Source organism: Bacillus cereus group sp. BfR-BA-01381 (genome assembly GCF_022663555.1).
GTDB lineage: Bacteria > Bacillota > Bacilli > Bacillales > Bacillaceae_G > Bacillus_A > Bacillus_A pacificus.
The window spans coordinates 1-26,276 of the sequence record NZ_JAKUFR010000040.1 but is presented as its reverse complement, the minus strand read 5'-3'; the positions used below and the strand labels follow the sequence as shown (position 1 = coordinate 26,276).

The window sequence follows — 26,276 nt, the reverse complement described above, 5'->3', positions numbered from 1 at the left end:
CTACTTTTTACTTATCTATTATGTGCTTTCTTTATAACGATTTTATCGTCTTCTACAGATACTGTTACATAATCATTTTCTTCTAATCGGAGCTTATTTACAGCCTCATCTGGTAGCTCTACAGCCATCAATCTATCTGTTACAATCACTTGACTATACATTTCATTTCCTTCTGATGCACTCACTACTTTTTCCTCATTTATGAAGCGCACTGGTGGCACACCCACTTCTTTTACCATACGCCATTGTTTCCAAACGTAAGGAATTAACCAAAGTAATCCAACAACTGTAAGACCGATACCGATCCATAAATTACTTTGCGCTTGTAATTCAGGAATTGAAATGGCGCTGCTCTCTTCTCCGCCGACAAATTGCATACTTGTTGCAATGAAATTATTTAGAGCGTGTACAGCAATATTCGTCCATATATTTTTCGTCTTTATGTATAAAAGACACATTACAACACCAAACATGAACGCACCAATAACATCAAAATGTCCTAAGCCAAAAATAATGGAAGATATAATGACAGCTTTTTTAATTCCCCATTTATAAGCCATTCGCTGTAAAAAGAAGCCTCTAAAAATAACCTCTTCCATAATTGGTGCTAATACACATGCTGAAATGAAAGTAAATATCGTCATATATATGTTACTCGTATTAATAACAGTTCCGTCTTCTAACATAGTAACTAAGAAACTCGGTAACGTATGTGCTAATATATAAAATTGAATATGAGATATACCAACGGAAAAAATCATTCCCATTATCGTTGCTAACACAATTAATCCCCACGGTAAACGTCCTGGCTTATCAAAAAAACTGTTAAATATAACATTATTTTTATTGGTTTTTACGTATAACCAAAATAACGGAAATACAAAAAACACAGTTATTTGTGAAATAACCTCCGTCGTATTCTCAGAAACATTTGATAGACCTAATGGGATCATCGTAAGGAACAGCCCTATAATCATCCATCCAAAAAAACTGCGTAGTCTTATGCGTGAAAATGCATCGTGCATATAGAACACCTCCAAAGATAGTAAAAGTAAATGGTGTGGTAACTAAATTATAATATGAATATAGTTGAAATTTTTCCTATTTTTCTCAAATACTTTTGAACAACATATATAGTAATCATTCTTTTCTTTCAGTTGAAAAATACAAGAAAGTTATGTAATAAAAATCCCCGTTTTTACAAGCGGGGATTTCTTTTATTATAATACGTCACGTTTTTGGAATAATGCACTTGATGCTACAAGTAATACAACAAAGTATGCAGCTACAAGTAATAATGAAGTTGTAAATGTAAACTCTGTAAATGTTGGTTCTGTTCCGCCACTTACTAGCTTATTGCTATCGTACACACTTAAATTTAAATGGAAAAACACTACAAACTTCGCTACACCTTTTGCAAACATCATCAGTACCATATTAATTGGTCCTTGTAAAAAGAAGAGGAACATCGTAATAATTAATGGTAAGACAGACTTTCTAAATACGTTTGCTAAGAAAAATGCAAGAGTCGCAAAGAAGAACGGTGAAAGTACTTGATATAAGGTAGATTTCATTACAATTCCTATCGTTAATTCTGTTTTACTACCATCCATTGCAATTCCGCCAATAATCATTGAAATAATCGTGTTAGCAAATATGATAAATACTATAGTAAGTAACACTGTAATATATTTAGAGAATAAAACTGTCATTCGTTTTCTTGGACGGATTAATAACTGCTTAATTGTACCTTTTTGGAACTCATCCGTAATTATACGAGAAGCAATCGTAATGCCAAAAATTGTTGCAAACAAAGTAATTAAACCAATCTCTGAACTTGCAAAATCTAAATATGATCCTTTAAATTCAGTTCCGTCTCCCCATTTCAGCATCGCTAAAACTCCCAAAATCTCCAATACTGCAATAACACCAATTAAAATATACATACCTTTTTTCGCATGCAACTTTAAAAATTCATTTTGAATTAATTTAAACATTACGCTTTCACTCCCCCTGTAATCGCTAAGAACTCATCCTCTAACGTTTTATTTTGAACGGTAACTCCGTATACAAGCACATCTTCATTCACAAGTTTCTTTACAAGTTGTGGAATTTCTTCTTTCGTTACAGATACTACAATGACATTTCCTTGCGCCTTACCTGTAATAATTTCATTTGCTTTCTGAACTTGATCTACTTCAAACGCTACAACTACTGTCTCATCATGTTTTGCTTGTTCATGTAAGTTGTATTCTTGTACAAACTCACCTTGCTTAATAATAACGACGCGATCACACATAAGTTCAATTTCACTTAATAAGTGACTTGATACGATTACAGCAATATTCTCTTCTTTCGCTAAACGTTGTAAATAATCACGAATTTGGCGAATACCAGCTGGATCTAATCCATTTGTCGGCTCATCTAAAATTAAAATTTTCGGCTGATGAAGTAATGCCTGTGCAATTCCTAAACGTTGTTTCATACCAAGTGAATATGTTTTCACTTTTTTATGAATTGCATGCTCTAATTCAACCAGTTTTACAATTTCAGCAATGCGCTCTTTACTAATCGGTGTAATTGCCATGTTCGCAAAATGCTTCAAGTTTTGCATCCCTGTCATATAATCATATAGTTCAGGATTTTCTACAATCGCTCCAATTTGCTCTAGCGCCTTTTCACGCTCCGTACGAATACTATGACCACAAATTGTAATATCGCCCTCTGTCATTGAAATAAGACCTGTCATCATACGAATCGTTGTTGTCTTACCGCTACCGTTCGGTCCAAGGAACCCGTATACTTCCCCTTCACGAACTTCAAATGATAAACCACGAATAATTTCCGTTCCACCAATCCTTTTTCGAACATTCTCTAACTTTACTACTACGTTTCCCAATGCTGATTCCTCCTTTAGACTTCTAGTTTTTTATCGATAATGCGACCTGTTATATAAACAAGTAAAACAAATATACCGATTGAAAAAGCAATACTATATAAATTCATAAGACTTTCCGGATATAGTATAAAATTTATATCTATTGAGTCATCTATATAAATTAATTTTTTAATAAAAATAGATGTAGGTGCAAGTCCGCCTAGCATTTCATATATCATGTTGATTACTTTCGTTATTAGTAAAAATAAGAAGAAAATAATTACATACTCCATTTTTTTCTTTTTCAAAGAAAATACTTTCACACCAGCTACTGTAAAAAGTAAAACTAACAATATACTTGATAAATTAAATACATATAACATAGTACTAAAGAGGTGCTTTAGTGGATTGAATACACTTTGAGTAAATAATACTTCATAGAGCTCTGTACCTTTTATTATTTTCATAGAAATACCATATAAAAAAATAGAGCCTATTAATTCAAAAATAAGTAAATAAATTACAGCGTATAACAATATTGCTAAAACAATCTTTTTACCGGATATCGATGTTAACCGAAATAATGTGCTTTCAGTCATTTTTCCAAATGCAGACACCGCCTGAATAACTATCATTGCTAAAAAAGTTATATATACTAGAATAACGAAAGCAACTATAATTGTTTGTCTTACTTCTCCTGATTCTTGTTTAATATAATTTCCCAAACTTACGAAAGCTACAGCGACAACGAATATAAATGATAACAAAGAAATAATTATTTGTTTTTTATTTATATTGTACATATATATTAAGCTCGGCTTCATCTACTAAACACCTCCTTAAACACCTCTGTAACAGCTTTTCCTCTCTGAAAACGTAACTCTTCTACATTTTCATACAATACAATTTCCCCATCTTTTAAAAAGATTACTTCATCAAAAATATTTTCAACTTCATTTATTAAGTGCGTCGAAATTAGTATCGTACAATCTTCGCGATAAAACTGTAAAATAAGTTCTAATATGTGTTCTCTAGAAACGAGATCAATTCCGCCCAGCGGTTCATCTAGTACGTATAACTTCGCTTTCCGAGAAAACGTTAAAATAATTTGTAGCTTTTCAACCATCCCTTTTGATAAAGCTGTAATTTTTTCTTCTAACGGTATTTTAAATTCCGCAACCGTATCTACCGCTTTTTGAATGTCGAAATCTTTATAAAAATCTCGATAGAAAAATAAAGAATCTTTTACCGTCATCCAATCATCAAATACTGGTTTATCCGACATAAAAGAAACAATTTCTTTCGTTTCTAATCCTACTTTTTTACCAGTGATTGTAATACTCCCTTCGGAAGGATGCTGCAAACCGGCAATCATTTTCAATAACGTCGTTTTCCCGCTCCCGTTATCTCCAACGAGTCCAACAATTTTCCCTTCCGTAATCTCAATGCTTAATTCACGGATTACTGCTTTTAACCCGTATCTCTTCCATAAGTTTTCTATTTTTAATAGCTCTGTCATTCGCTCTCCTCCCTTTTCTCATATAATGAAGAACGAAGGATTGTAAGAATTTCTTCTTCTGAAAAACCTAAATTGTCCATTCCATCTATAAAAGAATGAAGTAATTCTTTCGCCATCTCTTTTCGCAGCTCCATAATTTTCTCCCCTTCATTCGTTACATATCGTCCCATTCCTCTACGCGTTACAACAACCCCATCCCGTTCTAGCTCTTGAAATGTACGCTGGATCGTATTTGGATTTACTTGTAATTCACTCGCTAATTCACGTACAGAGGGAATTTTATCACCAGGCAATAAATGTCCCGTTACGATTTCTTTTTTTATGTATTCCATTACCTGGATGTAAATTGGTATATTTGGAGAAAACTCTATTTTCATTTCTTCCCTCCTTTTGTATTGGTGTACTAGTTAAATAATACACCGATACAAAAAGATTGTAAATACCCATTTACTTACAAAAAAAATTCTATCCATTAACCGGATAGAATTTTTCAAACGAAAATCGTTATACAAAAATAATAGTGTTATGTAAACAAAATCATAAAGAAAAGCTATCTTATTCATTGATAAGACAGCTTTTCTTTATGATCATATATTAAAAATTAAACACGAAGTCATCGTCAGATAACTTTTCAACGTTCGTTGCTTTTACGTAACCATTTCCTTTTACAGAGAAGAAATCATGGTTTTTCGTATCTGTACGTAAACCATTTAAAACGATTGGGTTAATTTCTTCTTCTTCAAACTTCGGCTCAAGTCCTAAGTTCATAAGTCCTTTATTCGCATTGTAACGAACGAAACGATTTACATCCTCTACAAGACCGATAGAAGTGTAAATTTCTTCTGTGTATGCCATTTCAATTTCATATAGTTCCATTAATAACTCTTGTGTTTCTTTTTGCACTTCTTGTTGATCTTCTGCAGAAAGTTCCGCGAAGATTTGTTGTGCTAAAATACCGACGAATACGCCGTGAATTGACTCATCACGGATTATTAAGTTAATAATTTCACCACTTGCCGTCAGTTTTCCTTGCCCTGCTAAGTATAGTGGATAGAAGAATCCACTATAGAATAAGTAACTTTCTAAGAACACACTCGCTACCATTGCCATGTATAACTCTTTTTTCGTCACTTCAGGTTTTAATAAACGACGATAGTAACTCGTAATAATACCAGCCTTTTTCTCAAGTAACGGATGGTTGTCTACCCAGTCAAAAATCTCATCGATTTCTTCTTCAGTAGCTAACGTTGTGAAAATATGACTGTAACTCTTCGCATGTACTTCTTCCATAGCACCCATGAAAGCTAATACACTTTTCGCTTGTAAATTTTCAAGATGAACAAGTACAAGTGGCATCCCTTCGCCGCCTTGTTTCGTATCTAAAAGTGTTAAACCACCTAATACACGCTTATAAGCAATTTGCTCTTCTTTCGATAATTGCACCCAAGTATTTTTGTCAGAAGACACTGCGATTTCTTCTTCTGTCCAAAACTGAGCGATGTTTTGCTTCCAAAACATTAAACTAAAATCATCTTCTTTTTTGTTCCAGTTTACCGCACGCATTCAATCGCCCCTTCTCTAAATAAACATGAAAAATTGATAACTGAGCATGAGCAGGGTTCAGAAAACCCTGCTCATAATGTCTCAATTTTTTTATATTAAACGGTACAAGCCACGCACTCTTCCACGCTTAATTTACGTGTTCTCGTATAATACAGACTCTTTAAGCCTTTTTTATGTGCATAGATGTAATAACGTGCTAATTCACGTGTTGAAATATCACTATTAACGTAAAGAATTGTACTAATTCCTTGGTCAATATGTTCTTGAATTTCTGCGATTAAATCAATTAATTTAAACTGATTCATATCGTAAGAAGATTTATAGTACCAGAACGTATCTTTTGATAAATACGGCATTGGATAATATGTTGTTGCATTCGCATACGTTCTTGATTCGATTTGACTTACAATCGGCATTACGCTTGAAGTTGCATTTTGAACGTAACTGATCGATTGCGTAGGAGCGATGGCAAGACGATATGAGTTGTATAAACCATTCTTCTGCACTTGCTCTTTTAAACTTGTCCAATCTTCTTTTGTCGGAATATGAATTCCTTCAAATAATTGTTGAACTTTTTCAGTTACTGGGCTATAATCTGTCGTTTCATACTTTTCAAAGTATGTGCCGCTTGCATAATCAGACTTATCAAAGTCTTTAAATGTTTCGCCTTTTTCTTTAGCGATTTCCATACTTTTCTCAATAGAGTAGTAATTTAACATCATAAAGAATGTACGAGCGAACTCTTTCGCTTCTGCACTTTCATAAGCGATTTTATTTTTTGCTAAATATCCGTGTAAGTTCATTGCGCCAAGCCCTACTGAATGAAGCTCATCATTTGCTTTTTTCACAGTTGGTGCATTCGGAATGATTGTCATATCAGAAACAGCTGTTAAAGCTTCCATTCCCGCATGAACTGCTTCACGAATTTCTTTATTTTCCATTACATTTACGATATTTAACGATCCTAAGTTACAGTTAATATCACGACGGATAATATCATCTGTACCATAATCGTTAATTTCAGAAGTTTCTTGAAGCTGGAAGATTTCTGTACACAAGTTCGACATCTTCACAGTTCCAATATCCTTCAATGGATGTTGGTTATTTGCATTTGATTTAAACATTAAGTACGGATAACCAGACTCAAGCTGGATCATAGCAATTTTAATAAGCATATCACGCGCACTAATATCTAGCGGCTTCTTCTTCACTTTCGGATTGCTCATTAATTCATCGTACATTTCATCGATATCAATATCATCTAAATGCTTTCCGTATTCTTTATACACTGTATAAGGCGCGAAAACATGGAAAGGTTCGTTTTTCTCAGCAAGCTCAAAGAACTTACTTGGAACGATAATTCCGATTGATAGAGACTGAATACGGCTCTTCTCATCGGCATTTATTTTTTTGGTCAACTCGTCTTCATATTTCTATGAAGGTTGGACTATATCATCAACCTGCAACTGGTTGCCTTGCACTTCGACTGGTACCTATTTCCAGCCTACTCTACTAGCTTTCGTCTAATGACGTGCGTTCGATAGTCTCTACACCTTCTTGAAAGTATTGATAATTAGGAAAGTTATTTGATAGCACTCTATATTTTATCGTATTAGCAGGCACATTAAATGCTCGTCCTGCCTCCGCTAAAGACTCATAGTAAATGTCATTTATAACAATCGGCTTTTTTTGCTTTTCTCTTCCAGAGTTATATTGATGTTTTTGAGCTTTACTTATCTTCATACATGTTTCTTTTGTATGTTTTTTACCCTTACGAGATTTAGACATTTTTTCTTTTGTTTCATCGGTATGCTTTCTACCATGAAATCGTTTAGTAATCTTAGATCTCATATTCTCCATATGTTGAGGTTTATCATACCAATAATTATTAGGACCAGTATTAATTTCAGAAAGAAATTTTTTTACTTCCTTTGAGTGTGTTTTCCCATACATATGGTTCTTTTCCCCACTCAACGCCCCACCTCTAGCGATAGGATGTCCATTATAGCAATACTGTTTTCCATAATACTGACTTAATAAACTTTGCTCAATCTTATGAAGAATATCCTTATCCTCTGGTAACTCAATTATCCCTTTAAACTCAAATTTATTCTCACCATATAAATTCCAGGCTGCTTGTAAATGTTTACTATGATGCCGATTAGCATTCAATTGATTTCTATGAGTTTTAAATCGTACTTTAAAATTATTAGAACTACCAATATAAAACTTCCTATTTTCCTTATTAATTATCAAATAAATTCCACAATTCATGGAATCTCGCCTCCGGTGAATATAAGATTCCACTTCACCCAAATAGCATTTCTTCCAAGCTTGGCACGGTATTACCTGCTATCCACGTACATGGACCGTAGGCTCTCTTAGTCAGCTTCTTCGCGGGTTCTTTTTCTTTTACCCCTTATTCAACTGATACCGTTAGCCGCTAATGCGACACCCTATTGGTTAGGTTCACAAGGTTTTCTCATACACATTACTGTATAGAGGGACTACCAATTAATCCAAGAATTCAATAATATCCCAATGGAAAATGTTTAAATATACTGCGCCAGCACCTTTTCGTTGGCCAAGCTGATTCGCATATGAAAACGAATCTTCAAGTAATTTCATAACAGGTACTACACCACTTGCAGCGTTGTCGATACCTTTAATTTGCTCACCGCGTGCGCGTAGCTTAGATAAGTTTAAAGCTACTCCACCACCGATTTTTGATAATTGCATTGCAGTATTAATGTTAAAGCCGATTGAATTTAAACTATCATCCATCTCTAACAAGAAACAAGACACCATTTCTCCTCTTCTGCTTCTTCCCGCATTTAAAAAGGTTGGTGTCGCTGGTTGGTAGTTTTGTTTGACAATCATGCTTGCGAATTGTTTTGCCTTCGCAACATCACCGCGTCCTAAGTATAATGACACAATTGCTACACGATCTTCATAGCTTTCTAAGTATTGTTTTTGATCATTTGTTTTTAACGCATAATCTTTGTAGAACTTAGATGCTGCCATATAAGATTGGAACTCGAAGTTTTCACCATAAGCGATGTTATATACCTCTTCTACTTCCTCCAAGTTATACTCGTCCAGAACGTTGTAATAGTAATCATGTTCTTTCATATACTCCATTCGCTCTGCCACGCTATTAAAATGAACGGTATTCTCTCTAGCTTCTTCCATAAAGACTTCTAATGCCTCTTTATCTTTATGAAGCTGATAAAAACCGTCCTGCATTTGCGTGATTTCATTATTCAGTTCAATGTGTCGCAATCTCCCGCACCCTTTCCTTAAAATATTCTACATCGTTATTTGTTCCTGATAACTCAAATTTTGATACAATAGGCACTTCATATTTAGCAGAAATTTTGTCAGCACTTGCACCGAACATGTCTCCCCAGTTACGATTGCCGCTTGCAGATACGCCTTTTAATTTTTCATTATTGCGCTCTAAAAATTCTAAAACACGTTCTGGTACATTGCCAAAACCTGTTGTATACGTAATTAAAATAAAGTCTTCATCTATTACTAAATCTTCACCAATTTGAACGGCCGGCATATTTAATTTGTGGATGAAACGCTTCACGTTCCCTGTCATAGAATCATATGCAACTAACATTTCCGACCCTCCCTTTTCAATCTATACTCTCTGTATGTTGTTTCTTGATTTCTCTATATATTGTATTACGTTTCAAAATAAGACACAAGATATATGTATAAATTCTTTCTTTTTTTAACTTTTACTTTTCGACAAGACCGTCGATTTTTTTCAATACAATGACTATGAAACAACATTCTAAAACTCATGTCAATAAAGTGCTTTTCAAAAAAGTTGTCAACGAATTTAACCTTATTTTTAAAAAAGTTAACAATATATTTTGTCATAAAACGGCAAATGCTGGAGGAATATATTTCTCCAGCATCACGCAAAAAAGAACAGACATGAAACGATAATCTGTTCTAAAAAACGATTACATTTATCAACTTTGCTTTATTAAATATTATACATATACTTTCAGTTCGCGTTACATACTAAAAGATAACTATTATAGAAAAAGATTATCATTATGGAAATTCAACTTATTTATGAAAAGATTATTCAGAGTGCTCAATACGCAAAATATCTTTTACAAATATATGATATGGATTTTCATCTTTATCAATCATTGTACATACAGGAGCTTCTTCATCAAAGTACACAATCATTCCTTCAACGTACTGATATGTATGTTGAACTTGTACAGTTACTTTAATTTCTACAGCCTCTTCATATGCTCTTTTTATTTTCTGAAGCATTTTTGCCGAACACTTTCGTTTCTCTGGATACATGACCATCCCCATAAATCGATTTCCGGCTCTATCTTTCCACATATAATCCCAATGCGGTAATATGCCTTGTTTAAAATCGCCCATAAGTCTCCTCCCTATATTCTTTTAGTTACGAACGTGGCGTTTCTGAATATGTATAAATGACCTGTCCGCCGCGCTGTGCGTTACCAATGAAATGTTTAAAGTCTTCTCGATTCACTAAAACTTCTCTGAACGTATAAAATACATCTTTCGTAACAACATACTCCTTTATTTCACCATTTTTCAGCTGATCCAAAATTGTATTTGCTAATTCTTTATCCATGTATTTCACCTCTATGCAATATTTTATTTTATCTTATATTCTATAGGTCAACAACTGTAAAATTATCCAGATGCTATACCTTCATTTCATTTTCATTATTTTTCAAAAAAGATATCGTTAGTAGATGTCCACTAAATATCATATACTAACATAGCTACTTCTCTATATCAATCATTTCATCATTCAATTATGCAAAGTTCCATACCACTATGCTACAATATATAAATAGAACTAGGAGGGATACTATGATTCGGAAAGCAAAAAAGACAGATGCGAAACTGGTAGCACCTTTATTGTATAACGCTCTGCACGAAATTGCTGAAAAAATCACAGGTAGCACAGTTGAAACAGAAGTATTACTAGGACTTGAAACATGGTTCTCAAAAGAGAGAAATCGACTGAGCTATGAAAACTGTTTTGTATATGAGCAAGACGGGGGTGCAGTTGGAGTTATTGTCGCTTATCACGGTATTGAAGCAACAATGCTTGATGCACCCATTGTACATCACTTAAGAGAATTACATAAAGATGGATCGATTACGTTAGAAAAAGAAGCCGAGCTTGATGAATATTACATTGATACATTATCCGTTTCAAGTGCATATGGTGGAAAAGGAATTGGTTCTAAATTAATTGAAGCTGCTGAAATACATGCAACTGAAAAAGAGTATGAAAAAATCGCATTACTTGTTAATTTAGAAAACAAACGTGCCTATTCACTATACGAAAAACTAGGTTATAAAAAAGATCAAATCGTTATGCTTGTAGGCGAACCTTATGCACATCTCGTAAAACCATTAAACATCAAAATTTCTATATCTTAAAAAGAAAGCACACGATTTATATAAACCGTGTGCTTTTATGTTAAATTCGTATTCAATATATTTCCATTCATCGCCTCATGAAACGTATATGTCGTACATCCCCATGGCTCTCTGTGCAAAATAGGAGAACCAGACCATCCCATCGCTCTCAGTTCGGCACCAATCATTACATTCACATAATTATGACCTACAAGAGCAATACTTCCATGTACGAGAGCATAACGATGTAATAAGTAAGCCGCTTGTCTTGCCCTCTCTCTTACTTCCTTATAAGACTCCACATCTTTATGGTAACTAAGTATCCATAATGTTCGTCCGATAAACATCCATACGTTAGGTTTACACTTCAACCATTTTGGAACATAAAAACTCGTCGGAACTTCTGCTTCCCTAAATAGAGTATTTTGCATAAAAGATAAAGAATCCGTTAATTCAGCTGCTGACTGTACAGCACACCTTTGATCACTCGTTACAATCAATTTGGCCGCTTCAACCGCTTCCCTTGTTTCCGTTGGTATAGGTGCTTTTTCTGTTATAGTATGTAAGTCATATCCTTTCATCCATTCACGAAAGGATGTAACCGTCATTGGTTCTATAGTACGGTCTAAGCGACCATGACGAATAAAAGAAATCTTCATTCTTTCCACTCTCCATTCATCACTTACGAACTCTATTATGTACTATTTTTACATATCATACCACGCAAAAAAAGAAAGTTATACACCTTTACATATCCACGCCACTCTCATTTGTGACCCCAGCATGTATCCCATCCATCCCATCAAAATATGTAGTCGTTTCATGATGACGGATCTTTTTTAAATGTATATAAGAAAATACAAATAAAATTAATGCTATAACACTCCCCACAAATTCAAACATCATTTTACCGCCTCTAATTTCTCCCACTTTAGTAGGTTCTTGTATTTTTTTATTATACCCCTATATAAAGATATCTGCATTTAAACCCTTCTTTTTTCTAATAACATGACATTCTTGCATATTTTCTTACAAAAAGTGAATGTTTTTCGAATTTTTACTTTGGAAACATTTACAAAATGGACAATATGGTTCAAAATAGGAAGAAATAAAAAAACCAAAATTATTCTTTTTTGGGAAAACTGTAACAAGGAGAGTTGCTTATGCAGATCGCAGAAACTGGAGATATCATTGAATTTAAAGGTGGAATGCAAGGCCGTGTTCAAAAAGTAAATCAAAACTCCGTTATTGTAGATATAACAATTATGGAGAATTTTAGAGAACTAGATATGGAACCTCTTACAGTTGTTAGTCATAAAAACTATACTGTCATTAATCAAAATGCATAATATAATAGAAAGAAAGGATCTGTATGTTATACAGATCCTTTCTTTCTATTATATATTAACGATTATCAATTGTTTCTGGATATAAATCATGGTTCATCATGCGGTAGTCAGCCATTTGTTCATACTTCGTTCCTGGGCGACCGTAGTTGCAGTAAGGATCAATGGAAATCCCTCCACGTGGTGTGAATTTACCCCATACCTCGATGTAACGTGGATCCATTAATTTAATTAAGTCATTCATAATAACGTTCATACAATCTTCGTGGAAGTCACCATGATTGCGAAAACTAAATAAATATAGTTTTAAAGATTTACTCTCTACCATTCTTTGTTCTGGAATGTAGCTAATATAAATTGTTGCAAAATCCGGTTGGCCTGTTTTCGGACATAAGCTTGTAAATTCAGGACAATTGAATTTAACAAAGTAATCACGGTTTGGATGATTATTATCAAATACCTCTAAAATTTCTGGACTATATTCAAATAAATATTTTGTATTTTGATTTCCTAATAATGTTACATCTTTTAAATCTTCATCTAATCTTCCTGCCATTTTAAACATCCCTTCTCATTATACTCCGCGTTTATTTCCCCATACTAACGCATGAAGCTGCGGCAATACTTTTGCATTATTCATTTCTTTACGATTAACTGCTTTTTCAATTAACCACTCATACTTATCTAATAGCTTTTTAATCAACATCGCATCATCCACAGTTTTTGTATCATCATTTCCTACTTGTAAGAAAAATGGTACATGTGGATAACGTTCGTGCATCTTAACTGCATACTCGAAATCATAATCGTCAAATACTACTACCTTTAAACTAATATCTTTTCCCGCTAGTTTCTGAATCATAGCATCTAACTTCTGAAAATCAGTTTTCATTGTCGAACTTGGTGGTTTTGGAGAAATCGTTATCTCATCAATTTGAAGTAACCAATCTTGCCATTTACTCCCTTGCGTTTCGATTGCTGTTCGCATTCCATTCTCTTTTAATATAGAAAGAAGAAACTCAATATTTTTCAGCAATGCCGGATTTCCACCTGAAATCGTAACATGAGAAAAATTTTCGCCGCCAATTTCTACAAGCTCATTCCAAACGTCTTCCGCTGTCATCTGTCTAATTTGATCTTTAGCCGATCCATCCCACGTAAAAGCAGAATCACACCAAGCACAGCTATAATCACAGCCAGCTGTACGGATAAACATCGTCTTTTGTCCTACAACCATTCCTTCACCTTGAATAGTCGGACCAAATATTTCTAAGACAGGGATTTTACTCATCGAGCATCCACTCCCGTCTTACTTCTGCATAACTAGTCGGAGTCTCGAATAGACGAACGAATTCAACACGAGCTCCTTTATATTCATTCACACGATTATCTTTTGTTAACGCTTCTGCCATCTTTTCATAAATCCAAACGACCATATTTTCAGCAGTTGTATTCATCGCTGGTAACGTTTCGTTTAAATAACGATGGTCTAAATAAATTTCTATTTCATTCTTCCAAATTTCTTTTATATCTCCAAAGTCAATCGCAAGACCGATTTCATTTACATATCCACTAATCCCAAATACAACTTTATATGTGTGACCATGTAAGTTTTTACATTTCCCTTCATAACAGTGTAAATGGTGTGCTGCATCAAATGTAAATTCCTTGCTGACCATTACTCTTTTATTATGATATTTAAGCTGTTTACGCTGAATATCCTTGTCCATTTTTTGCAAATTTTCTACAATACGAAATCCAAAGAAATTATCCATTAGTTACTCGCTCCTTCGCGTTCTTGTAGGTACGTATCTAATCCTGCTTTACGAAGTTGACATGCTGGACATTCACCGCAACCATCACCAATGATTCCGTTATAACATGTTAATGTTTTTTCTCGAACAAACTCGAATGCTCCAAGTTCATCTGATAATTTCCATGTTTCCGCTTTATCAATCCACATAAGTGGTGTATGAATCACAAACGGATAATCCATGGATAAATTTAAAGTAACGTTTAACGATTTCACAAACACGTCACGGCAATCTGGATAACCACTAAAATCAGTTTCACATACACCCGTTACAATATGACGTGCTCCAACTTGTTTTGCTAATACAGCAGCAAATGATAAGAATAGTAAATTTCGTCCATCTACAAACGTCGATGGTAATTCCCCTTCTTCATGTGTAATCTCCATATCCGTTCTCGTTAACGCGTTTGGAGCAAGTTGATTTAATAGACTCATATCTAGTACCGTATGTTTAATTCCTAGCTCTTTTGCAATTTCCGTTGCACAATCAATTTCTAGCTTATGACGTTGATTGTAATTAAACGTTACAGCCTCTACTTCTGCAAACTGCTCTATTGCCCAAAATAAACATGTCGTACTATCTTGTCCTCCACTAAAAACAACAACTGCCTTTTCTTTTTTCATTTCACTCATTCTCCTTCTCTACTACGAATAAGAAGAAAGAACGTTCTTGAACTGTCACAATAAAAAAACAAAACAATACCTAATGATATTGTTGTTTCCATAGTTTTTTATAGAGGGAGTTCGCGAACCTCTCCCGTGCATTACACGGAATTCCTTCTTTCATTGACAAAGCTTATTGTAACATATTGTATACTACCAGAAAAAATTTCTGATTTTTCCGCTATTTCTCATTTCATTTCTTGCATTTTATAGTATGATTAATCTAATGTGAGAAGAGAGGAGGCATCCCACTGAAACCCTTTATTATTTATCTCTTTTTAAATATATTATTCATCCTTGTTACAATGCTCGTATACCATTTATTTTGGAATCAAAAAGGGAAACGTTCTCCTAAATTAAATTCAACTATATTTATTACATTATGTTGCCTCGCTACCATACTATGTATTACTTTCGGAGCAAAAACAAATTATGGATTTCAATTTGATATGCGTCATATCGTATTAATTGTCGGTACATTAACAGGAGGTCCTATTGCCGGTGGATCTATATTAGTTGTACTAAATATATACCGCTTCTTATTAGGAGGAATAGGTGTTTTCCCATCGCTTATCGGTTCTATCCTTCTATTTATTGTCCTACTATTTACATATAAAGTTTTTAATCGAACCTCTAATCGTATAAAAGTAGCACTTGCTATTATCTACAGTCTCACATACGGATTGAGTTGGATACCTTTCTTCCTTTCAAAGGTTACAAATAAGACTGATTATATACCACATATTATTGTGTATGAGTTATGTACGATACTTGGTACGATACTTATTTTATATTTACTACACATATTACAAACTCAAGTTCGTCTTCAAAACGAACTTATGAATGCTGAAAAGTTTCATTTAATTGGCGAAATGGCAGCATCCATCTCTCATGAGATTCGCAATCCGTTAACTTCAACAAAAGGATTTTTACAACTTTTGCAGTCAGATACATGCACTGAGCAAGAGCGAAAATTATATATTGACATAGCCATCAACGGAATCGAACAAGCAAATCACGTTCTTACAGATTATTTAACCTTTGCAAAACCAAGTATTGAAAAAGAACAAACATTACAGTTAGAAGAAGAACTACTGCATGCATTATCGTTAATTACACCGCTTGCTAATTTAACAAATGTGCGTACACATTATATAAAGCAAAGTACTTCTTTTTTTATCGCGGGAGAAAAACAAAAACTAAATCAATGTTTGTTAAATATTTTAAAAAACTGCATTGAGGCCATGCCAAAAGGCGGTGATCTTTATTTCACATTAGTTCCTGATCATAAGCATATTCAATTATATATAAAAGATACAGGAGTTGGCATGGATCAAGAACAAGTAAAACGCCTTGGATCCCCTTTCTACTCAACAAAAGAAAAAGGCACTGGCCTTGGAATGATGGTCGTATTCAGTGTTGTGCAAGCTATGAACGGAAAAATTGATATTATAAGTGAAAAAGGTACAGGTACAACTTTCTTATTAACTTTTCCACTCATACAAAAAACGTGATGAAATACTCATCACGTTTTTTCTGTTCCTTCAACTAATTCAGCAAAAGCTTTCACTTTTCCATGTGGTTTTTGATTTTCTTTACGTGCTTTCCAAGCGCGTTCTTCTTCTTTCTTTTTCTTGGACATACTTTTCAACTCCTTCTTTGCTTTCTCTCTGTAGTATTCCAAAATAAGAAGAAAAACTATGCACATATGAAAAAGAAGTGGTCTCCCACTTCTTCCTAATTATCGCTGTAAAATTGCGTGTTTCGCCTCTTTTAACTGCGTAAGATGTCTTTGTTCATGCAAATCAAGAAATTGAACCCACTGATACAAATTCAAATCATTAAAAACAGGATGCTTTAATCCATTTTCAAATAGATCTTTTTCATCTAAGACACTATGAAGCGTGTGTAATAGTTCTTGTCGTGAATGTTCTAGTAATTGAATTCCTTGCTGTTTTTTCATTAGCGTTTCTGTTGGTTTCATTTGCTGAGGAGCTTCTCGTTTATGTGTGCGATCCAGCGTAAGTTGGAGGTCTTTAAATGGAGTCGTGTTTCTTTCATTTTTTTGTAAGGCATATGCAAGGGCAGACGTGACAGATTGTTCAACTAAATGCAAGTGATGCAAAATTTGAATAATACTCCATTTATCACGACGTGGCTTTACATTCACTTCTGTATCATTTAACATTTCAATTTCTGATAATAGCGTGCTTCGGGTAGACTGTAATGAGTTCACCAAACTTTCTAAACTCACATCCATATTAGATTGAAGCATACTTCTTTCCCCCCTTTTGTTGGTGAAAAGAGGTGCTCCTTATTAGAAACACCTCTTCAGTATTCTGAATTTTCTTTTATTATCTCATCATTTTCTCATTATGTCGATGTTAAACATGTGAAAAAAAGCGCATGTTTTTTACAATTTTGTGTCGTCAATTGCTTGTAGCCATGCTTCAATTTCTGTAATAACACTTTTCACACAGCCTTCAGCAAATGGTGATGTTAAATTTGCAACTTCTACTAATTCCAAGAATGATTTACTTCCACCTTGTTGGCACAGATTCACATAGTCTTCCCACGCCTCTTGTCTATTATCTCTTGCACGTTTCCAAAATTGCAGTGCGCAAATTTGTGCTAACGTGTAGTCAATATAGTAGAACGGCGAGCTATAAATATGCCCTTGACGTTGCCAGAATCCACCGCGCTCTAAATAATCATTATCTTCATAATCACGATGCGGTAAATACTTTTTCTCTATATTACGCCATGCTGTCTTACGCTCTTCTGGTGATGCTTCAGGATTTTCATATACATAATGTTGATATTCATCAACAGATACACCATACGGTAAAAACAGAAGTGCTGAACTTAAGTGAGAGAAGTAATATTTATCTGCATCTTCTTCAAAGAATAACTTCATCCATGGCCATGTGAAGAATTCCATACTCATAGAGTGAATTTCACACGCTTCATATGTTGGCCAATTATACTCTGGAATTTCAAATTTACGACTTTCATATACTTGAAAAGCATGGCCTGCTTCATGTGTTAATACGTCAATATCACCAGATGTTCCGTTAAAGTTTGAGAAAATAAATGGTGCTTTATAATTCTCAATATATGTACAATATCCACCGCCAGCTTTTCCTTTTTTCGCAACTAAATCTAATAAATCATTATCTAACATGAAATTGAAAAATTCATCTGTTTCAGCCGATAACTCTTTATACATCGTTTTCCCATAATTAACAATCCAATTCGCATCTCCTTTTGGAGTTGGGTTACCTGTTGGAAATTCAAAGTTTTCGTCGTAATACGCTAACTTCTCTACACCGATACGCGCTTGTTGACGTTTTCTTAATTCCGTTGTAACGGGAACGATATAATCTAGCACTTGCTGACGATAATTCGCTACCATTTCTGCATTATAATCTGTACGGTACATTCTTGCATATCCAAGTTCAACAAAGTTTTTGAAACCTAAAGATTTGGCGATTTTCGTTCTCACTTTAACAAGCTCGTCATAAATACGATCTAACTCTTCTTCATTCTCAGCTAAAAATCCGTAATACGCCTCACTTGCTGCTTTACGTTCACTTCTCTCTTTCCCTTGCATAAATGGAATAAGCTGTGATAACGTTCTTTCTTCTCCTGCAAAATCAATTTTTGCAGATGCTAATAATTGTGTATATTGTGAAGACAATTTATTCTCTAATTGTAAATCCTTCACGACTTCATCAGAATATGTTTTTAAATCACACTCCGCAAGAGCAAATAATTGCTTCCCATAATACGCTTCTAATTCTTCACGGAATGGAGAATGAATTAACGCATTATAATACTTTGTACCATATCCTTGTACAACTGGAGAGAATTCATCAAAGAAATCTTGCTCTTCCTTATAAAAAGCATCTGTTGTATCAACAGAATGACGAATGTAACAAAGATTCCCCATTGTACCAAAATCGTTACGAATTTCGTTAATTGAATGAATGACTTGTTTTTGTTCCTCTACAGTTTTTGCGTTATCAAACCTCTCTAAAGCAGCTGTAAACTTCTCTTTTAATTCTTCAATATTTGGCCTTTTATATTCATAGTCTTTAAATGACATGAACGAGCCTCCTCTCCATTATATGCATCCTTACTATAATTCAATGCTTACTTCCAAATCTCCTCTTATTCTTCAGCAAAATACGGCATATACTGCCATCATTACATGTAAACAAAAAAGCTTTGGATTTCTTTATCCAAAGCTCCTTTGGAACATATTATTACTTTTCATACTTTCCAATCTTTTTTAATAGATCAAGTAATTCGTCCTTTTCCTCTTTCGTTAACATTTCAAAAGACTGATGAATAACTTGCTCATGCCCTGGAAAAATAGAAGCAATAAAGTTCTCTCCAGATTCAGTTAATTGTGCATAAATAACACGTCTGTCATTCGGGCACGGAATTCTCTTTACTAGTCCCTTTTTCTCTAACTTATCTACAACATATGTAATGCTGCCACTAGCTATTAAAATACGCTCACCAATTTGCTGAAGTGGTTGACCGCCTTTATGATATAGCAGTTCTAATACAGCAAACTCAGTTGGATTTAAACCGTTACTTTGTATAGACTTATTTGTAGTATCCATAACAGAACGATGTACACGAGATAATGCAATAAATACTTTTAAAGATTGAGAAATATCTTCTCGTTCATTATTTGATGTCATACAACTTTCAACCCTTCACTTAAATTCTCAGTAATAAAAAGAACAAAATAGTACTTCATATAAATTCCGAATGAGTATTCACTCATTCATTACCTCTCCCCAAATATATTATGAATGATTCTTGAATAAAAACATGACAATTTTAACATAGTTTATATATAATGATAATAAAAAAGAAGGAGTACCAAATTTGAAATTCAAATTCCACAGCATAGTTTTATATATATTGCTTGTTATCCTACCAACAATAGGGATTGGTGCTACATTTTATTCATATCATTCGTATAAAATGAAACAAGAAAATAAACAAGTTGCCCATACGGTTCTCTTTTTATATAGAGACTATTTAGATCACCACCTTGGTGAAGCAATTTCTGCCCTAGAAATGCTCGCAAAGGTCGTAGGAACCGAGACTGGAAATATTAATGGGATGAAAGAAATTGTACATGATACAGATGGAAACGATGCACGTTTTTCTGGTCTATATTACGCTACACCAGAAGGTATCATTACAATCGCATCGGAAGGTGACCGACCACCTGTTGATGTCTCAGATCGTAAATATATTCAAAACGCATTACAAACTAAGAAAACAACTGTATCATCCGTCATTACAGATCGTGTTCTTGGCCATCAAGCTATTATGATTGCTTCCCCCATTTTTAATAAACAGAAGGAGCTCTCAGGCTTATTGTTAGCAAGTTTACGCTTTGACTACATTTCATCATCTTTAAATGCCATTAAGCCACAATACCATTTTGAAGTAACTGATAAGTATGATGTAGTTTTTCTAACCGATGATAATAACGAAACAAGTGATGCGCATTCTAATATGCTTACTACTCCACTCCAAAGATTAGATTGGAAGGTCTCTGTTTCTCCGTTACCTATTCATCAAAAAACTTTAAACCAGTGGGTTGCCGTAGAATGTATAGCTACTTTATTTTTAATGTCAATTTTATTTTTACTCGCTCAATATATGTTGTTAAAACGACAAACAAAACTGGAAAGACAACAAAATGAACTACAAAAAATTGAATTAGTTGGAACTTTTGCAGCTAGTACAGCCCACGAAATCCGTAATCCACTTACCGGAATTAAAGGGCTCGTCGCTCTATTAAAAGAGAAATATAAAGATGAACAAGATCAGTTCTATTTTTCCATCATCGAACAAGAAATAGAACGAATTAATGAAATTGTAAGTGAATTCCTTATTCTTGGAAAGCCAACTGCAATCATTGAACAAACATATGATGTGAGAACCATTCTAAATGAGGTAGCATTAATTATTCAATCTGAGGCGAATCTACATAATATTGTATTCCATTTACATTTGCCAGACCGTCCTGTTCACATCCGGTGCTCAAAAGACCATATGAAACAAGTGGTTTTAAACATTACAAAAAATGCAATTGAAGCTATGACTTCTGGCGATACACTAACTATTTTCGTAACAAACAATGAAACACACGCACAATTGCAAATTATAGATACTGGAAAAGGGATTCCAAAACATATTCAAAAACACCTCTTTCATCCGTTCTTTACTAATAAAGATACTGGAACAGGTCTTGGACTTGTCATATGTAAACGAATTGTAGAGATGTACAACGGGCATATTTTTATTAACAGTATAGAAAACGAAGGAACGACAGTTCATATCGAAATTCCGTTACACATAGTATAATTATCCTTATCCCTAAAGGGTAATTATACTTATTTCATAAAACCAGCCACAAGCATTCGCCAAAAATTACTTGATTTCCCTTCATACCCAATTTGAAAAATAGGTACCTTTATAATTGATAACCATTTTGGTGTTTGTTTTTCTTTATAACGCTGGTACTGTAAAATAAGCTTGTCCAATTCTTGACTCACTTGAATCGTCTCCATACTATTTAACCCACTCGTTAAACCTAATTGAATCATCTCTTCACGTTTCATATGAATATCACGTGAAAGCTTTTCTAATGTGTACTTCCTTTTTACAGTAAACATTCATATCCCCCTTATTATACTTCCATGCTCTCTACTTTACTTCTCCATTGAACTTTTAACCACTTAATCATATTTGAATTTGAAGAATCAGAAAATTTAACATTTTCTCCCTGTAATTTACAAATCTTTACCCTCACTTTGAGAATTATTACAAATTATTCTATCTTTGTAAATACATTCGCAATAATAGACAATTTTTTCATCTTCTTTTTTTACAAACACCAATTAAATAGGGGATTCTCTATTTTCCATATACTTTTCTTCGACATTTTTTGTTTAATTTATATAAAAACGCAAACCATAATGATGATTGATAATATAGAAAGGAAATATTTATATGCGCAAATATACGATTGCATTGCTTATTTTGACTATGTTCTTACCATCCTTCTTGTTTCCTGTTGAGGCCAAGGCTCATACAAATAAAGTAGCTATTGTCATTGATGACTTCGGCAATAATATGAAAGGAACTGATAAAATGTTATCACTTCCTATTCCACTAACTGTTGCTGTTATGCCTTTTCTTCCTTCCACAAAGGAAGATGCGATAGCGGCTCATAAGAAAGGACACGAAGTTATTATACATATGCCAATGGAACCGATTAAAGGTAAAAAAGAATGGCTTGGACCAAAAGCAATTACAACTGATTTAAGCGACGAAGAAATAACTAACCGACTCGAACAAGCGATTCAAGAAGTGCCACATGCAATTGGGATGAATAATCATATGGGATCAAAAGTGACTGCAGACGAAAGAATTGTACGACTTATACTTGCAGCTTGTAAAAAACACGGTTTATTTTATTTAGATAGCAAAACAAATCCTAAAAGTGTCGTCCCAAAAATCGGGAAAGAATTAGGAGTGCCAATTATTGAAAATCAATTATTTTTTGATGACGTATACACAGCGGCACATATTTCAAAACAAGCCCAATTACTCATTAAAAAACTTCAAGAAAAACCGATTATAGTAGCTATCGGACATGTTGGGCCTCCAGGTGAAATTACATCACGTGTTATAGAAACCTCTATTCCTAAAATTCGTGAACATGCAGATTTTATTTTTTTATCCGATTTAGCATTATCTCCGCCTCCTGTTTCAAAATAAAATTCATGACTCAAACTAAAAAAAGAGAGCAATCTGCATATAGCAAATTGCTCCCTTTCCTTTTCATCTTAAATATAATCTACATGACTCACCCTGAATCCTTTTTTCTCTATTTTTTCGATTAATTGCTTTAATCTTTTTTCATTTAACTCATCTGTTATATTGACAATAACGCGGCGAATATATTGATCGCCGTTATCTAGCGTAAATAGTCCACCGATATGAAATGCTTTCAACAATGTCCCAAGTTCTTTAATCGTTCCCTTACAATCTTGTGTTGCAATCGTTAATATATAACCACCCGTCCGCATACCAAATGAATCCTCAATAACATCAAATATATTGGAATGAGTTAAGATGCCAACAAATTCATTATAATCATTTAGTACAGCTAAAAACGGCAAACGACGAATAACATAAAATGCTCTGAAAAAAGAGTCCTTTTCAAAAATAAATGCAGCGGAATCTTCTAGCATATGTTCCGTACTTAATTCCTCTAATCCACCATTACACTTCTTTTCTAAAAGATCCACTTTATAAATAATCCCCATGAATTTCTTTTCATCTTCTGCTAATACAGGGATTGCTCGAAATCCCGTTTCATTCATAATTTGCAGAGCCTTCTTACCTGAATCGTTCATTTTGCAAAATGTTACTTGCTGTTTTGGCAGAAAATGATATTTAACTCGCAAAATATGTTCCTCCTTACATGTCAACATGTAATCTATATATAATAAGGAGACCTATATTTTATGAGTAAAATTATTTTTTAAAACGCTTTCATTCATTTGTGGATTTGTAACGAAATCACAAACATTTCATATAACAGAACTCTTTGCACCTTTTATCATTAACAATTTTACATGGTAGTTCATTAAATATTCTATACCCTCCAACCATTTTTTCGCGTATTCTGGAGTTTTTCCCCACACAATCATGCCATAATTATGAACGAGAACTACTCCTCCACCTTCACTAAAATTCGGCACATTATTTTCTAATAAATCAGCGAATTTTTTCTCATCTTCTACAATGGGAATTGTCATTTCTGTTATACCTTCTTTTCCAAAAACACGTTCCACGCTACGTTTATCGAATGTTACTTCCCCTTTTTCTCCATACAACTCTGATATTAAATGACTATCTACAGTCTGTACTTGTAAAATACATTCTGCACTACTTTTTTTATAAATATCTGCATGCATAAATGATTCCGCAGCTGGTTTTTCTTCATTTTCAAATACTGGTTCACACATACAGTTTACAACAATAAAATCTTCTTCTGAAAATAACCCTTTATCTCTTCCTTCAACGTTTACTAAAAAAGTTAACGGCTCTTTTGACGTACAAAGTGATAAGCTAATTTTTGTACCATAAAACCAATCACGAAGTGCTAGTTCAGATTTCACATCTTTTAATTCATTCCATTTCTTTAGAAAAAATAACATTTCGTCACCCCCGGCGTAATATTCATATAATGTTCGAATCCTTTCTATGTAAAAGGAGTATTTTTTGATTATTCTAAAAATTTAATTGAATTATCACATGAGAACGCCTTTTTGTCAATATAGTTTCACGTCTCTTCTTTAAAAAGGGCTATTCATATGTCTATACTCCTGTATATTGACTATTTCATTTTATACATAAAAAATACGTTATTCTTTTTCAATCAAAGAATAACGTATTTTCTCATCTTTTATTTCATTATTGCGTTATATAAGAACTGTGCATATTGTTCACGTGTTACAAAATCATCACCTAAAAAGTTTCCTTTTCCATCACCTTTTGATATGTTATTGTCCGCTAACGCTTTCACATATCCTTCTGCCCAATGACCAGTTGATACATCATTAAAGTTCACTTTATTATTTTCATCTTCTTTTAGCTGAAATACTTTATATAATACTACAGACATTTCGTATCGAGTTAATACTCCATCTGGACGAAACTCCCCAGTGCCATCTCCTTGCATAATTCCAGCTTGCGCAACTGTAGCAATATCTTGCTCAAACATATGTCCTTTCGTATCTGTAAATCTCTCTTTCTGCTCTACTTTATTTTCTAATTTCAAATACCTTTGTACTAAAGACGCAACTTGTCCACGAGTAATACGATCCCCAAATCCAAATTGTCCATTTCCATATCCCTTGAAAATATTTTCTTTCGCTAAATAATGAATTGCTTCCTCTGACCAATGTCCTTTCGGTACATCTTTAAATTCTACTACTCCTACTTTTTCATCTTCTTTAGAATTATTGTCTTCTTTAGAAGTGTTATCTCCTTTACTTTCTAACACATTTTGAATCACAGATCCTGTGAAGAAGATTCCTGTATCCGCAAATGGATCTTTTACACCAAATTCATATACTTTCTCACCTGGTGTACTCCACTTAACTACATCATTACTATACGTACCACCTTCGCTCTTTAAACGAATTTTTGTAGAAATTTTACCATCTTTCTCGTATATAGGTACTTTTATTTCTTTATTTACTTCTGTTTCCTCTAAAAATACTTTTTGATTTTGAACATTGATATAGGCTGTTTTACTTAGTTCTATAACTGGTCGAACATCACGAATTTCATTTGCAACAAAACTTAAGAATACTAACTTTTTCAAATTGCTAGCTGGTGTTAAGTCTGAAATATAATTCGCTTCTAAATCAAGCTTTTGTAATTTTACTAGACTTGATAATGGAGTAATATCCTTTAACTCATTGTTAGGTAAGTGTAATTGTTTTAACTGTGTCATCTTACTTAGAGGAGTAACATCTTTTATTTCATTTTTCCCGATCCACAATTCTTCTAATTGCTTCATTTGCTCAATACCGGATAAATCTTTTACTTTATTACGTGTTAATACTAAGTCTTTTAAAGGTAATGAATATAACGGTTTAATATCTTCAATTTGATTACCTGCTAAAGTTAAGTATGTTACATTTTTCAACGCGCTTAATGGCGCAACATTCGTAATTTTATTATTTGCTAAATTCAAGTAATCTAGTTGTTCCATTTTCGCTAATGCTGTTACATCTTCTATTTGGTTGCCTGATAAATATAAACTTTTTACATTTTTCATTTCAATTAGTGGTGCAACGTTCGTAATTTTATTATTACTTAAATCAAGAGAATCTAAATTATCCATCTTAACAAGTGGTGTTACATCTGAAAATTCATTACCACGTAAAGCTAAATGTTTCAATTGTTTTAAGCTCGTAAAGAATGATG

The 26,276-nt window shown here is 33.6% G+C and carries 30 protein-coding genes, 2 pseudogenes and 1 riboswitch; of the genes and pseudogenes, 5 read left to right on the top strand and 27 right to left on the bottom strand.

Translation table 11 applies throughout. From position 1 onward, the window contains the following. Positions 1–11: 11 nt before the first annotated feature. The 13 genes and pseudogenes from MR079_RS15325 to MR079_RS15265 all read right to left on the bottom strand — a co-directional run bounded on the left by MR079_RS15325 (position 12) and on the right by MR079_RS15265 (position 10,602). The gene (locus tag MR079_RS15325) at positions 12–1,025 is read right to left on the bottom strand and encodes a CPBP family intramembrane glutamic endopeptidase (protein WP_139869659.1); all 1,014 of its coding nucleotides are present in this window, start codon (positions 1,023–1,025) and stop codon (positions 12–14) included. A 195-nt stretch (positions 1,026–1,220) separates the two neighbouring features. Beyond that, the gene (locus tag MR079_RS15320) at positions 1,221–1,997 is read right to left on the bottom strand and encodes an ABC transporter permease (RefSeq protein WP_139869660.1); all 777 of its coding nucleotides are present in this window, start codon (positions 1,995–1,997) and stop codon (positions 1,221–1,223) included. Further along, on the bottom strand, positions 1,997–2,899 hold the full coding sequence (locus tag MR079_RS15315) for an ABC transporter ATP-binding protein (RefSeq protein ID WP_139869661.1): 903 nt from the start codon (positions 2,897–2,899) through the stop codon (positions 1,997–1,999). The genes MR079_RS15320 and MR079_RS15315 overlap by 1 nt, the downstream gene beginning before the upstream one ends. A gap of 14 nt (positions 2,900–2,913) precedes the next feature. Continuing rightward, a complete protein-coding gene (locus MR079_RS15310; protein ID WP_242294225.1) occupies positions 2,914–3,702 on the bottom strand; it encodes an ABC transporter permease in 789 nt (262 codons plus the stop codon). Further along, complete coding sequence (locus MR079_RS15305) at positions 3,699–4,397, bottom strand: ABC transporter ATP-binding protein (RefSeq protein WP_242294224.1); 699 nt, start codon at positions 4,395–4,397, stop codon at positions 3,699–3,701. The genes MR079_RS15310 and MR079_RS15305 overlap by 4 nt, the downstream gene beginning before the upstream one ends. After that, a complete protein-coding gene (locus MR079_RS15300; RefSeq protein ID WP_242294223.1) occupies positions 4,394–4,774 on the bottom strand; it encodes a GntR family transcriptional regulator in 381 nt (126 codons plus the stop codon). Before MR079_RS15300 ends, MR079_RS15305 begins: the two co-directional genes overlap by 4 nt. A 217-nt stretch (positions 4,775–4,991) precedes the next feature. Continuing rightward, entirely contained in the window at positions 4,992–5,960 is a 969-nt protein-coding gene (nrdF, locus tag MR079_RS15295; RefSeq protein ID WP_001203035.1) for a class 1b ribonucleoside-diphosphate reductase subunit beta, read from the bottom strand. A 95-nt stretch (positions 5,961–6,055) separates the two neighbouring features. Beyond that, positions 6,056–7,375 (bottom strand): annotated as a pseudogene (locus tag MR079_RS15290) (ribonucleoside-diphosphate reductase subunit alpha); the annotation flags it as partial. 97 nt (positions 7,376–7,472) lie between these two features. After that, positions 7,473–8,234, bottom strand: coding sequence for a group I intron GIY-YIG endonuclease (locus MR079_RS15285; RefSeq protein WP_242294222.1), 762 nt, complete (start codon positions 8,232–8,234; stop codon positions 7,473–7,475). 243 nt (positions 8,235–8,477) lie between these two features. Then, positions 8,478–9,242: pseudogene (locus tag MR079_RS15280) on the bottom strand (ribonucleoside-diphosphate reductase subunit alpha); the annotation flags it as partial. Continuing rightward, on the bottom strand, positions 9,229–9,588 hold the full coding sequence (gene nrdI, locus MR079_RS15275) for a class Ib ribonucleoside-diphosphate reductase assembly flavoprotein NrdI (protein ID WP_000959450.1): 360 nt from the start codon (positions 9,586–9,588) through the stop codon (positions 9,229–9,231). The gene nrdI and the pseudogene MR079_RS15280, both read right to left, overlap by 14 nt. A 476-nt stretch (positions 9,589–10,064) precedes the next feature. Continuing rightward, positions 10,065–10,382: a hypothetical protein gene (locus MR079_RS15270; RefSeq protein WP_242294221.1), complete on the bottom strand. Its 318-nt coding sequence runs from the start codon at positions 10,380–10,382 to the stop codon at positions 10,065–10,067. 25 nt (positions 10,383–10,407) lie between these two features. After that, positions 10,408–10,602 carry a hypothetical protein gene (locus MR079_RS15265; RefSeq protein WP_000356683.1) on the bottom strand — a complete coding sequence of 65 codons (195 nt, stop codon included), beginning with the start codon at positions 10,600–10,602 and terminating at the stop codon, positions 10,408–10,410. Positions 10,603–10,847: 245 nt separating this feature from the next. Between MR079_RS15265 and MR079_RS15260 the strand changes: the two genes are divergently transcribed. Further along, entirely contained in the window at positions 10,848–11,426 is a 579-nt protein-coding gene (locus tag MR079_RS15260; RefSeq protein ID WP_242294220.1) for a GNAT family N-acetyltransferase, read from the top strand. 35 nt (positions 11,427–11,461) lie between these two features. On the opposite strand, the gene MR079_RS15255 is transcribed toward MR079_RS15260, so the two are convergent. Then, positions 11,462–12,064 (bottom strand): histidine phosphatase family protein, encoded by a 603-nt coding sequence (locus MR079_RS15255; RefSeq protein WP_242294219.1) that lies wholly within the window; start codon positions 12,062–12,064, stop codon positions 11,462–11,464. 88 nt (positions 12,065–12,152) lie between these two features. Then, positions 12,153–12,335, bottom strand: a complete 183-nt coding sequence (locus MR079_RS15250) for a hypothetical protein (protein ID WP_016716951.1) — start codon at positions 12,333–12,335, stop codon at positions 12,153–12,155. A gap of 233 nt (positions 12,336–12,568) precedes the next feature. Between MR079_RS15250 and MR079_RS15245 the strand changes: the two genes are divergently transcribed. Further along, positions 12,569–12,754 (top strand): YkvS family protein, encoded by a 186-nt coding sequence (locus MR079_RS15245; protein WP_001165081.1) that lies wholly within the window; start codon positions 12,569–12,571, stop codon positions 12,752–12,754. A 55-nt stretch (positions 12,755–12,809) separates the two neighbouring features. On the opposite strand, the gene queF is transcribed toward MR079_RS15245, so the two are convergent. Genes queF through queC form a run of 4 tightly spaced genes read right to left on the bottom strand, consistent with a single transcriptional unit; the run spans position 12,810 to position 15,188 of the window. Continuing rightward, positions 12,810–13,307 carry a preQ(1) synthase gene (gene queF, locus MR079_RS15240; protein WP_000918895.1) on the bottom strand — a complete coding sequence of 166 codons (498 nt, stop codon included), beginning with the start codon at positions 13,305–13,307 and terminating at the stop codon, positions 12,810–12,812. An 18-nt stretch (positions 13,308–13,325) separates the two neighbouring features. Continuing rightward, on the bottom strand, positions 13,326–14,042 hold the full coding sequence (queE, locus tag MR079_RS15235) for a 7-carboxy-7-deazaguanine synthase QueE (protein ID WP_000036279.1): 717 nt from the start codon (positions 14,040–14,042) through the stop codon (positions 13,326–13,328). After that, complete coding sequence (gene queD, locus MR079_RS15230; protein ID WP_000368413.1) at positions 14,035–14,526, bottom strand: 6-carboxytetrahydropterin synthase QueD; 492 nt, start codon at positions 14,524–14,526, stop codon at positions 14,035–14,037. Before queD ends, queE begins: the two co-directional genes overlap by 8 nt. Further along, complete coding sequence (gene queC, locus MR079_RS15225; protein ID WP_000711599.1) at positions 14,526–15,188, bottom strand: 7-cyano-7-deazaguanine synthase QueC; 663 nt, start codon at positions 15,186–15,188, stop codon at positions 14,526–14,528. The genes queD and queC overlap by 1 nt, the downstream gene beginning before the upstream one ends. Before the next feature lie 93 nt (positions 15,189–15,281). Further along, positions 15,282–15,325, bottom strand: a riboswitch (PreQ1 riboswitch). 207 nt (positions 15,326–15,532) lie between these two features. Between queC and kinB the strand changes: the two genes are divergently transcribed. Next, positions 15,533–16,741, top strand: coding sequence for a sporulation sensor histidine kinase KinB (kinB, locus tag MR079_RS15220; RefSeq protein WP_048553797.1), 1,209 nt, complete (start codon positions 15,533–15,535; stop codon positions 16,739–16,741). Positions 16,742–16,752: 11 nt separating this feature from the next. On the opposite strand, the gene MR079_RS15215 is transcribed toward kinB, so the two are convergent. The 4 genes from MR079_RS15215 to MR079_RS15200 all read right to left on the bottom strand — a co-directional run bounded on the left by MR079_RS15215 (position 16,753) and on the right by MR079_RS15200 (position 19,942). Continuing rightward, positions 16,753–16,869 carry a DUF6254 family protein gene (locus MR079_RS15215; protein WP_000038254.1) on the bottom strand — a complete coding sequence of 39 codons (117 nt, stop codon included), beginning with the start codon at positions 16,867–16,869 and terminating at the stop codon, positions 16,753–16,755. Between the two features lie 99 nt (positions 16,870–16,968). After that, on the bottom strand, positions 16,969–17,502 hold the full coding sequence (locus MR079_RS15210) for a DinB family protein (protein ID WP_000941965.1): 534 nt from the start codon (positions 17,500–17,502) through the stop codon (positions 16,969–16,971). Between the two features lie 138 nt (positions 17,503–17,640). Next, positions 17,641–19,335, bottom strand: a complete 1,695-nt coding sequence (locus MR079_RS15205) for a M3 family oligoendopeptidase (protein ID WP_242294218.1) — start codon at positions 19,333–19,335, stop codon at positions 17,641–17,643. Between the two features lie 160 nt (positions 19,336–19,495). Beyond that, complete coding sequence (locus MR079_RS15200) at positions 19,496–19,942, bottom strand: MarR family winged helix-turn-helix transcriptional regulator (RefSeq protein ID WP_000203340.1); 447 nt, start codon at positions 19,940–19,942, stop codon at positions 19,496–19,498. A gap of 190 nt (positions 19,943–20,132) precedes the next feature. On the opposite strand from MR079_RS15200, the gene MR079_RS15195 reads away from it, so the two are divergent. Beyond that, on the top strand, positions 20,133–21,629 hold the full coding sequence (locus tag MR079_RS15195; protein WP_242294217.1) for a DUF3149 domain-containing protein: 1,497 nt from the start codon (positions 20,133–20,135) through the stop codon (positions 21,627–21,629). A gap of 29 nt (positions 21,630–21,658) precedes the next feature. Here MR079_RS15195 and MR079_RS15190 read toward each other — a convergent pair whose 3' ends face one another. Continuing rightward, positions 21,659–21,940: an aspartyl-phosphate phosphatase Spo0E family protein gene (locus MR079_RS15190; RefSeq protein ID WP_000495533.1), complete on the bottom strand. Its 282-nt coding sequence runs from the start codon at positions 21,938–21,940 to the stop codon at positions 21,659–21,661. Positions 21,941–22,277: 337 nt separating this feature from the next. Here MR079_RS15190 and MR079_RS15185 point away from each other — a divergent pair, with 337 nt between their 5' ends. Then, the gene (locus tag MR079_RS15185) at positions 22,278–23,048 is read left to right on the top strand and encodes a divergent polysaccharide deacetylase family protein (protein ID WP_242294216.1); all 771 of its coding nucleotides are present in this window, start codon (positions 22,278–22,280) and stop codon (positions 23,046–23,048) included. Between the two features lie 68 nt (positions 23,049–23,116). Here the strand turns inward: MR079_RS15185 and cbpA are convergent, their stop codons facing one another. From cbpA to MR079_RS15170, 3 genes are all read right to left on the bottom strand, one after another. Continuing rightward, a complete protein-coding gene (gene cbpA / locus MR079_RS15180; RefSeq protein WP_001264217.1) occupies positions 23,117–23,740 on the bottom strand; it encodes a cyclic di-AMP binding protein CbpA in 624 nt (207 codons plus the stop codon). A gap of 126 nt (positions 23,741–23,866) precedes the next feature. Continuing rightward, entirely contained in the window at positions 23,867–24,496 is a 630-nt protein-coding gene (locus MR079_RS15175; RefSeq protein ID WP_000895997.1) for a class II aldolase/adducin family protein, read from the bottom strand. A 248-nt stretch (positions 24,497–24,744) separates the two neighbouring features. Further along, a partial coding sequence (locus MR079_RS15170) for a leucine-rich repeat domain-containing protein (RefSeq protein ID WP_242294215.1) occupies positions 24,745–26,276 on the bottom strand: 1,532 nt, incomplete at its 5' end.

Coding starts and splice junctions, on each gene's coding strand:
- queE (WP_000036279.1), bottom strand. CDS start 14,042: ATGAGTAAAATCCCTGTCTTAGAAATATTTGGTCCGACTATTCAAGGT.
- nrdI (WP_000959450.1), bottom strand. CDS start 9,588: ATGTTAGTTGCATATGATTCTATGACAGGGAACGTGAAGCGTTTCATC.
- nrdF (WP_001203035.1), bottom strand. CDS start 5,960: ATGCGTGCGGTAAACTGGAACAAAAAAGAAGATGATTTTAGTTTAATG.
- MR079_RS15185 (WP_242294216.1), top strand. CDS start 22,278: ATGCGCAAATATACGATTGCATTGCTTATTTTGACTATGTTCTTACCA.
- MR079_RS15255 (WP_242294219.1), bottom strand. CDS start 12,064: ATGAAGATTTCTTTTATTCGTCATGGTCGCTTAGACCGTACTATAGAA.
- MR079_RS15285 (WP_242294222.1), bottom strand. CDS start 8,234: ATGAATTGTGGAATTTATTTGATAATTAATAAGGAAAATAGGAAGTTT.
- MR079_RS15215 (WP_000038254.1), bottom strand. CDS start 16,869: ATGTCCAAGAAAAAGAAAGAAGAAGAACGCGCTTGGAAAGCACGTAAA.
- MR079_RS15175 (WP_000895997.1), bottom strand. CDS start 24,496: ATGTTATTTTTTCTAAAGAAATGGAATGAATTAAAAGATGTGAAATCT.
- MR079_RS15310 (WP_242294225.1), bottom strand. CDS start 3,702: ATGAAGCCGAGCTTAATATATATGTACAATATAAATAAAAAACAAATA.
- MR079_RS15245 (WP_001165081.1), top strand. CDS start 12,569: ATGCAGATCGCAGAAACTGGAGATATCATTGAATTTAAAGGTGGAATG.
- MR079_RS15205 (WP_242294218.1), bottom strand. CDS start 19,335: ATGTCATTTAAAGACTATGAATATAAAAGGCCAAATATTGAAGAATTA.
- MR079_RS15190 (WP_000495533.1), bottom strand. CDS start 21,940: ATGTTTACTGTAAAAAGGAAGTACACATTAGAAAAGCTTTCACGTGAT.
- MR079_RS15210 (WP_000941965.1), bottom strand. CDS start 17,502: ATGCTTCAATCTAATATGGATGTGAGTTTAGAAAGTTTGGTGAACTCA.
- MR079_RS15320 (WP_139869660.1), bottom strand. CDS start 1,997: ATGTTTAAATTAATTCAAAATGAATTTTTAAAGTTGCATGCGAAAAAA.
- kinB (WP_048553797.1), top strand. CDS start 15,533: ATGCTCGTATACCATTTATTTTGGAATCAAAAAGGGAAACGTTCTCCT.
- MR079_RS15305 (WP_242294224.1), bottom strand. CDS start 4,397: ATGACAGAGCTATTAAAAATAGAAAACTTATGGAAGAGATACGGGTTA.
- queD (WP_000368413.1), bottom strand. CDS start 14,526: ATGGATAATTTCTTTGGATTTCGTATTGTAGAAAATTTGCAAAAAATG.
- MR079_RS15270 (WP_242294221.1), bottom strand. CDS start 10,382: ATGGGCGATTTTAAACAAGGCATATTACCGCATTGGGATTATATGTGG.
- MR079_RS15200 (WP_000203340.1), bottom strand. CDS start 19,942: ATGACATCAAATAATGAACGAGAAGATATTTCTCAATCTTTAAAAGTA.
- queF (WP_000918895.1), bottom strand. CDS start 13,307: ATGGCAGGAAGATTAGATGAAGATTTAAAAGATGTAACATTATTAGGA.
- MR079_RS15300 (WP_242294223.1), bottom strand. CDS start 4,774: ATGAAAATAGAGTTTTCTCCAAATATACCAATTTACATCCAGGTAATG.
- MR079_RS15325 (WP_139869659.1), bottom strand. CDS start 1,025: ATGCACGATGCATTTTCACGCATAAGACTACGCAGTTTTTTTGGATGG.
- queC (WP_000711599.1), bottom strand. CDS start 15,188: ATGAAAAAAGAAAAGGCAGTTGTTGTTTTTAGTGGAGGACAAGATAGT.
- MR079_RS15260 (WP_242294220.1), top strand. CDS start 10,848: ATGATTCGGAAAGCAAAAAAGACAGATGCGAAACTGGTAGCACCTTTA.
- MR079_RS15265 (WP_000356683.1), bottom strand. CDS start 10,602: ATGGATAAAGAATTAGCAAATACAATTTTGGATCAGCTGAAAAATGGT.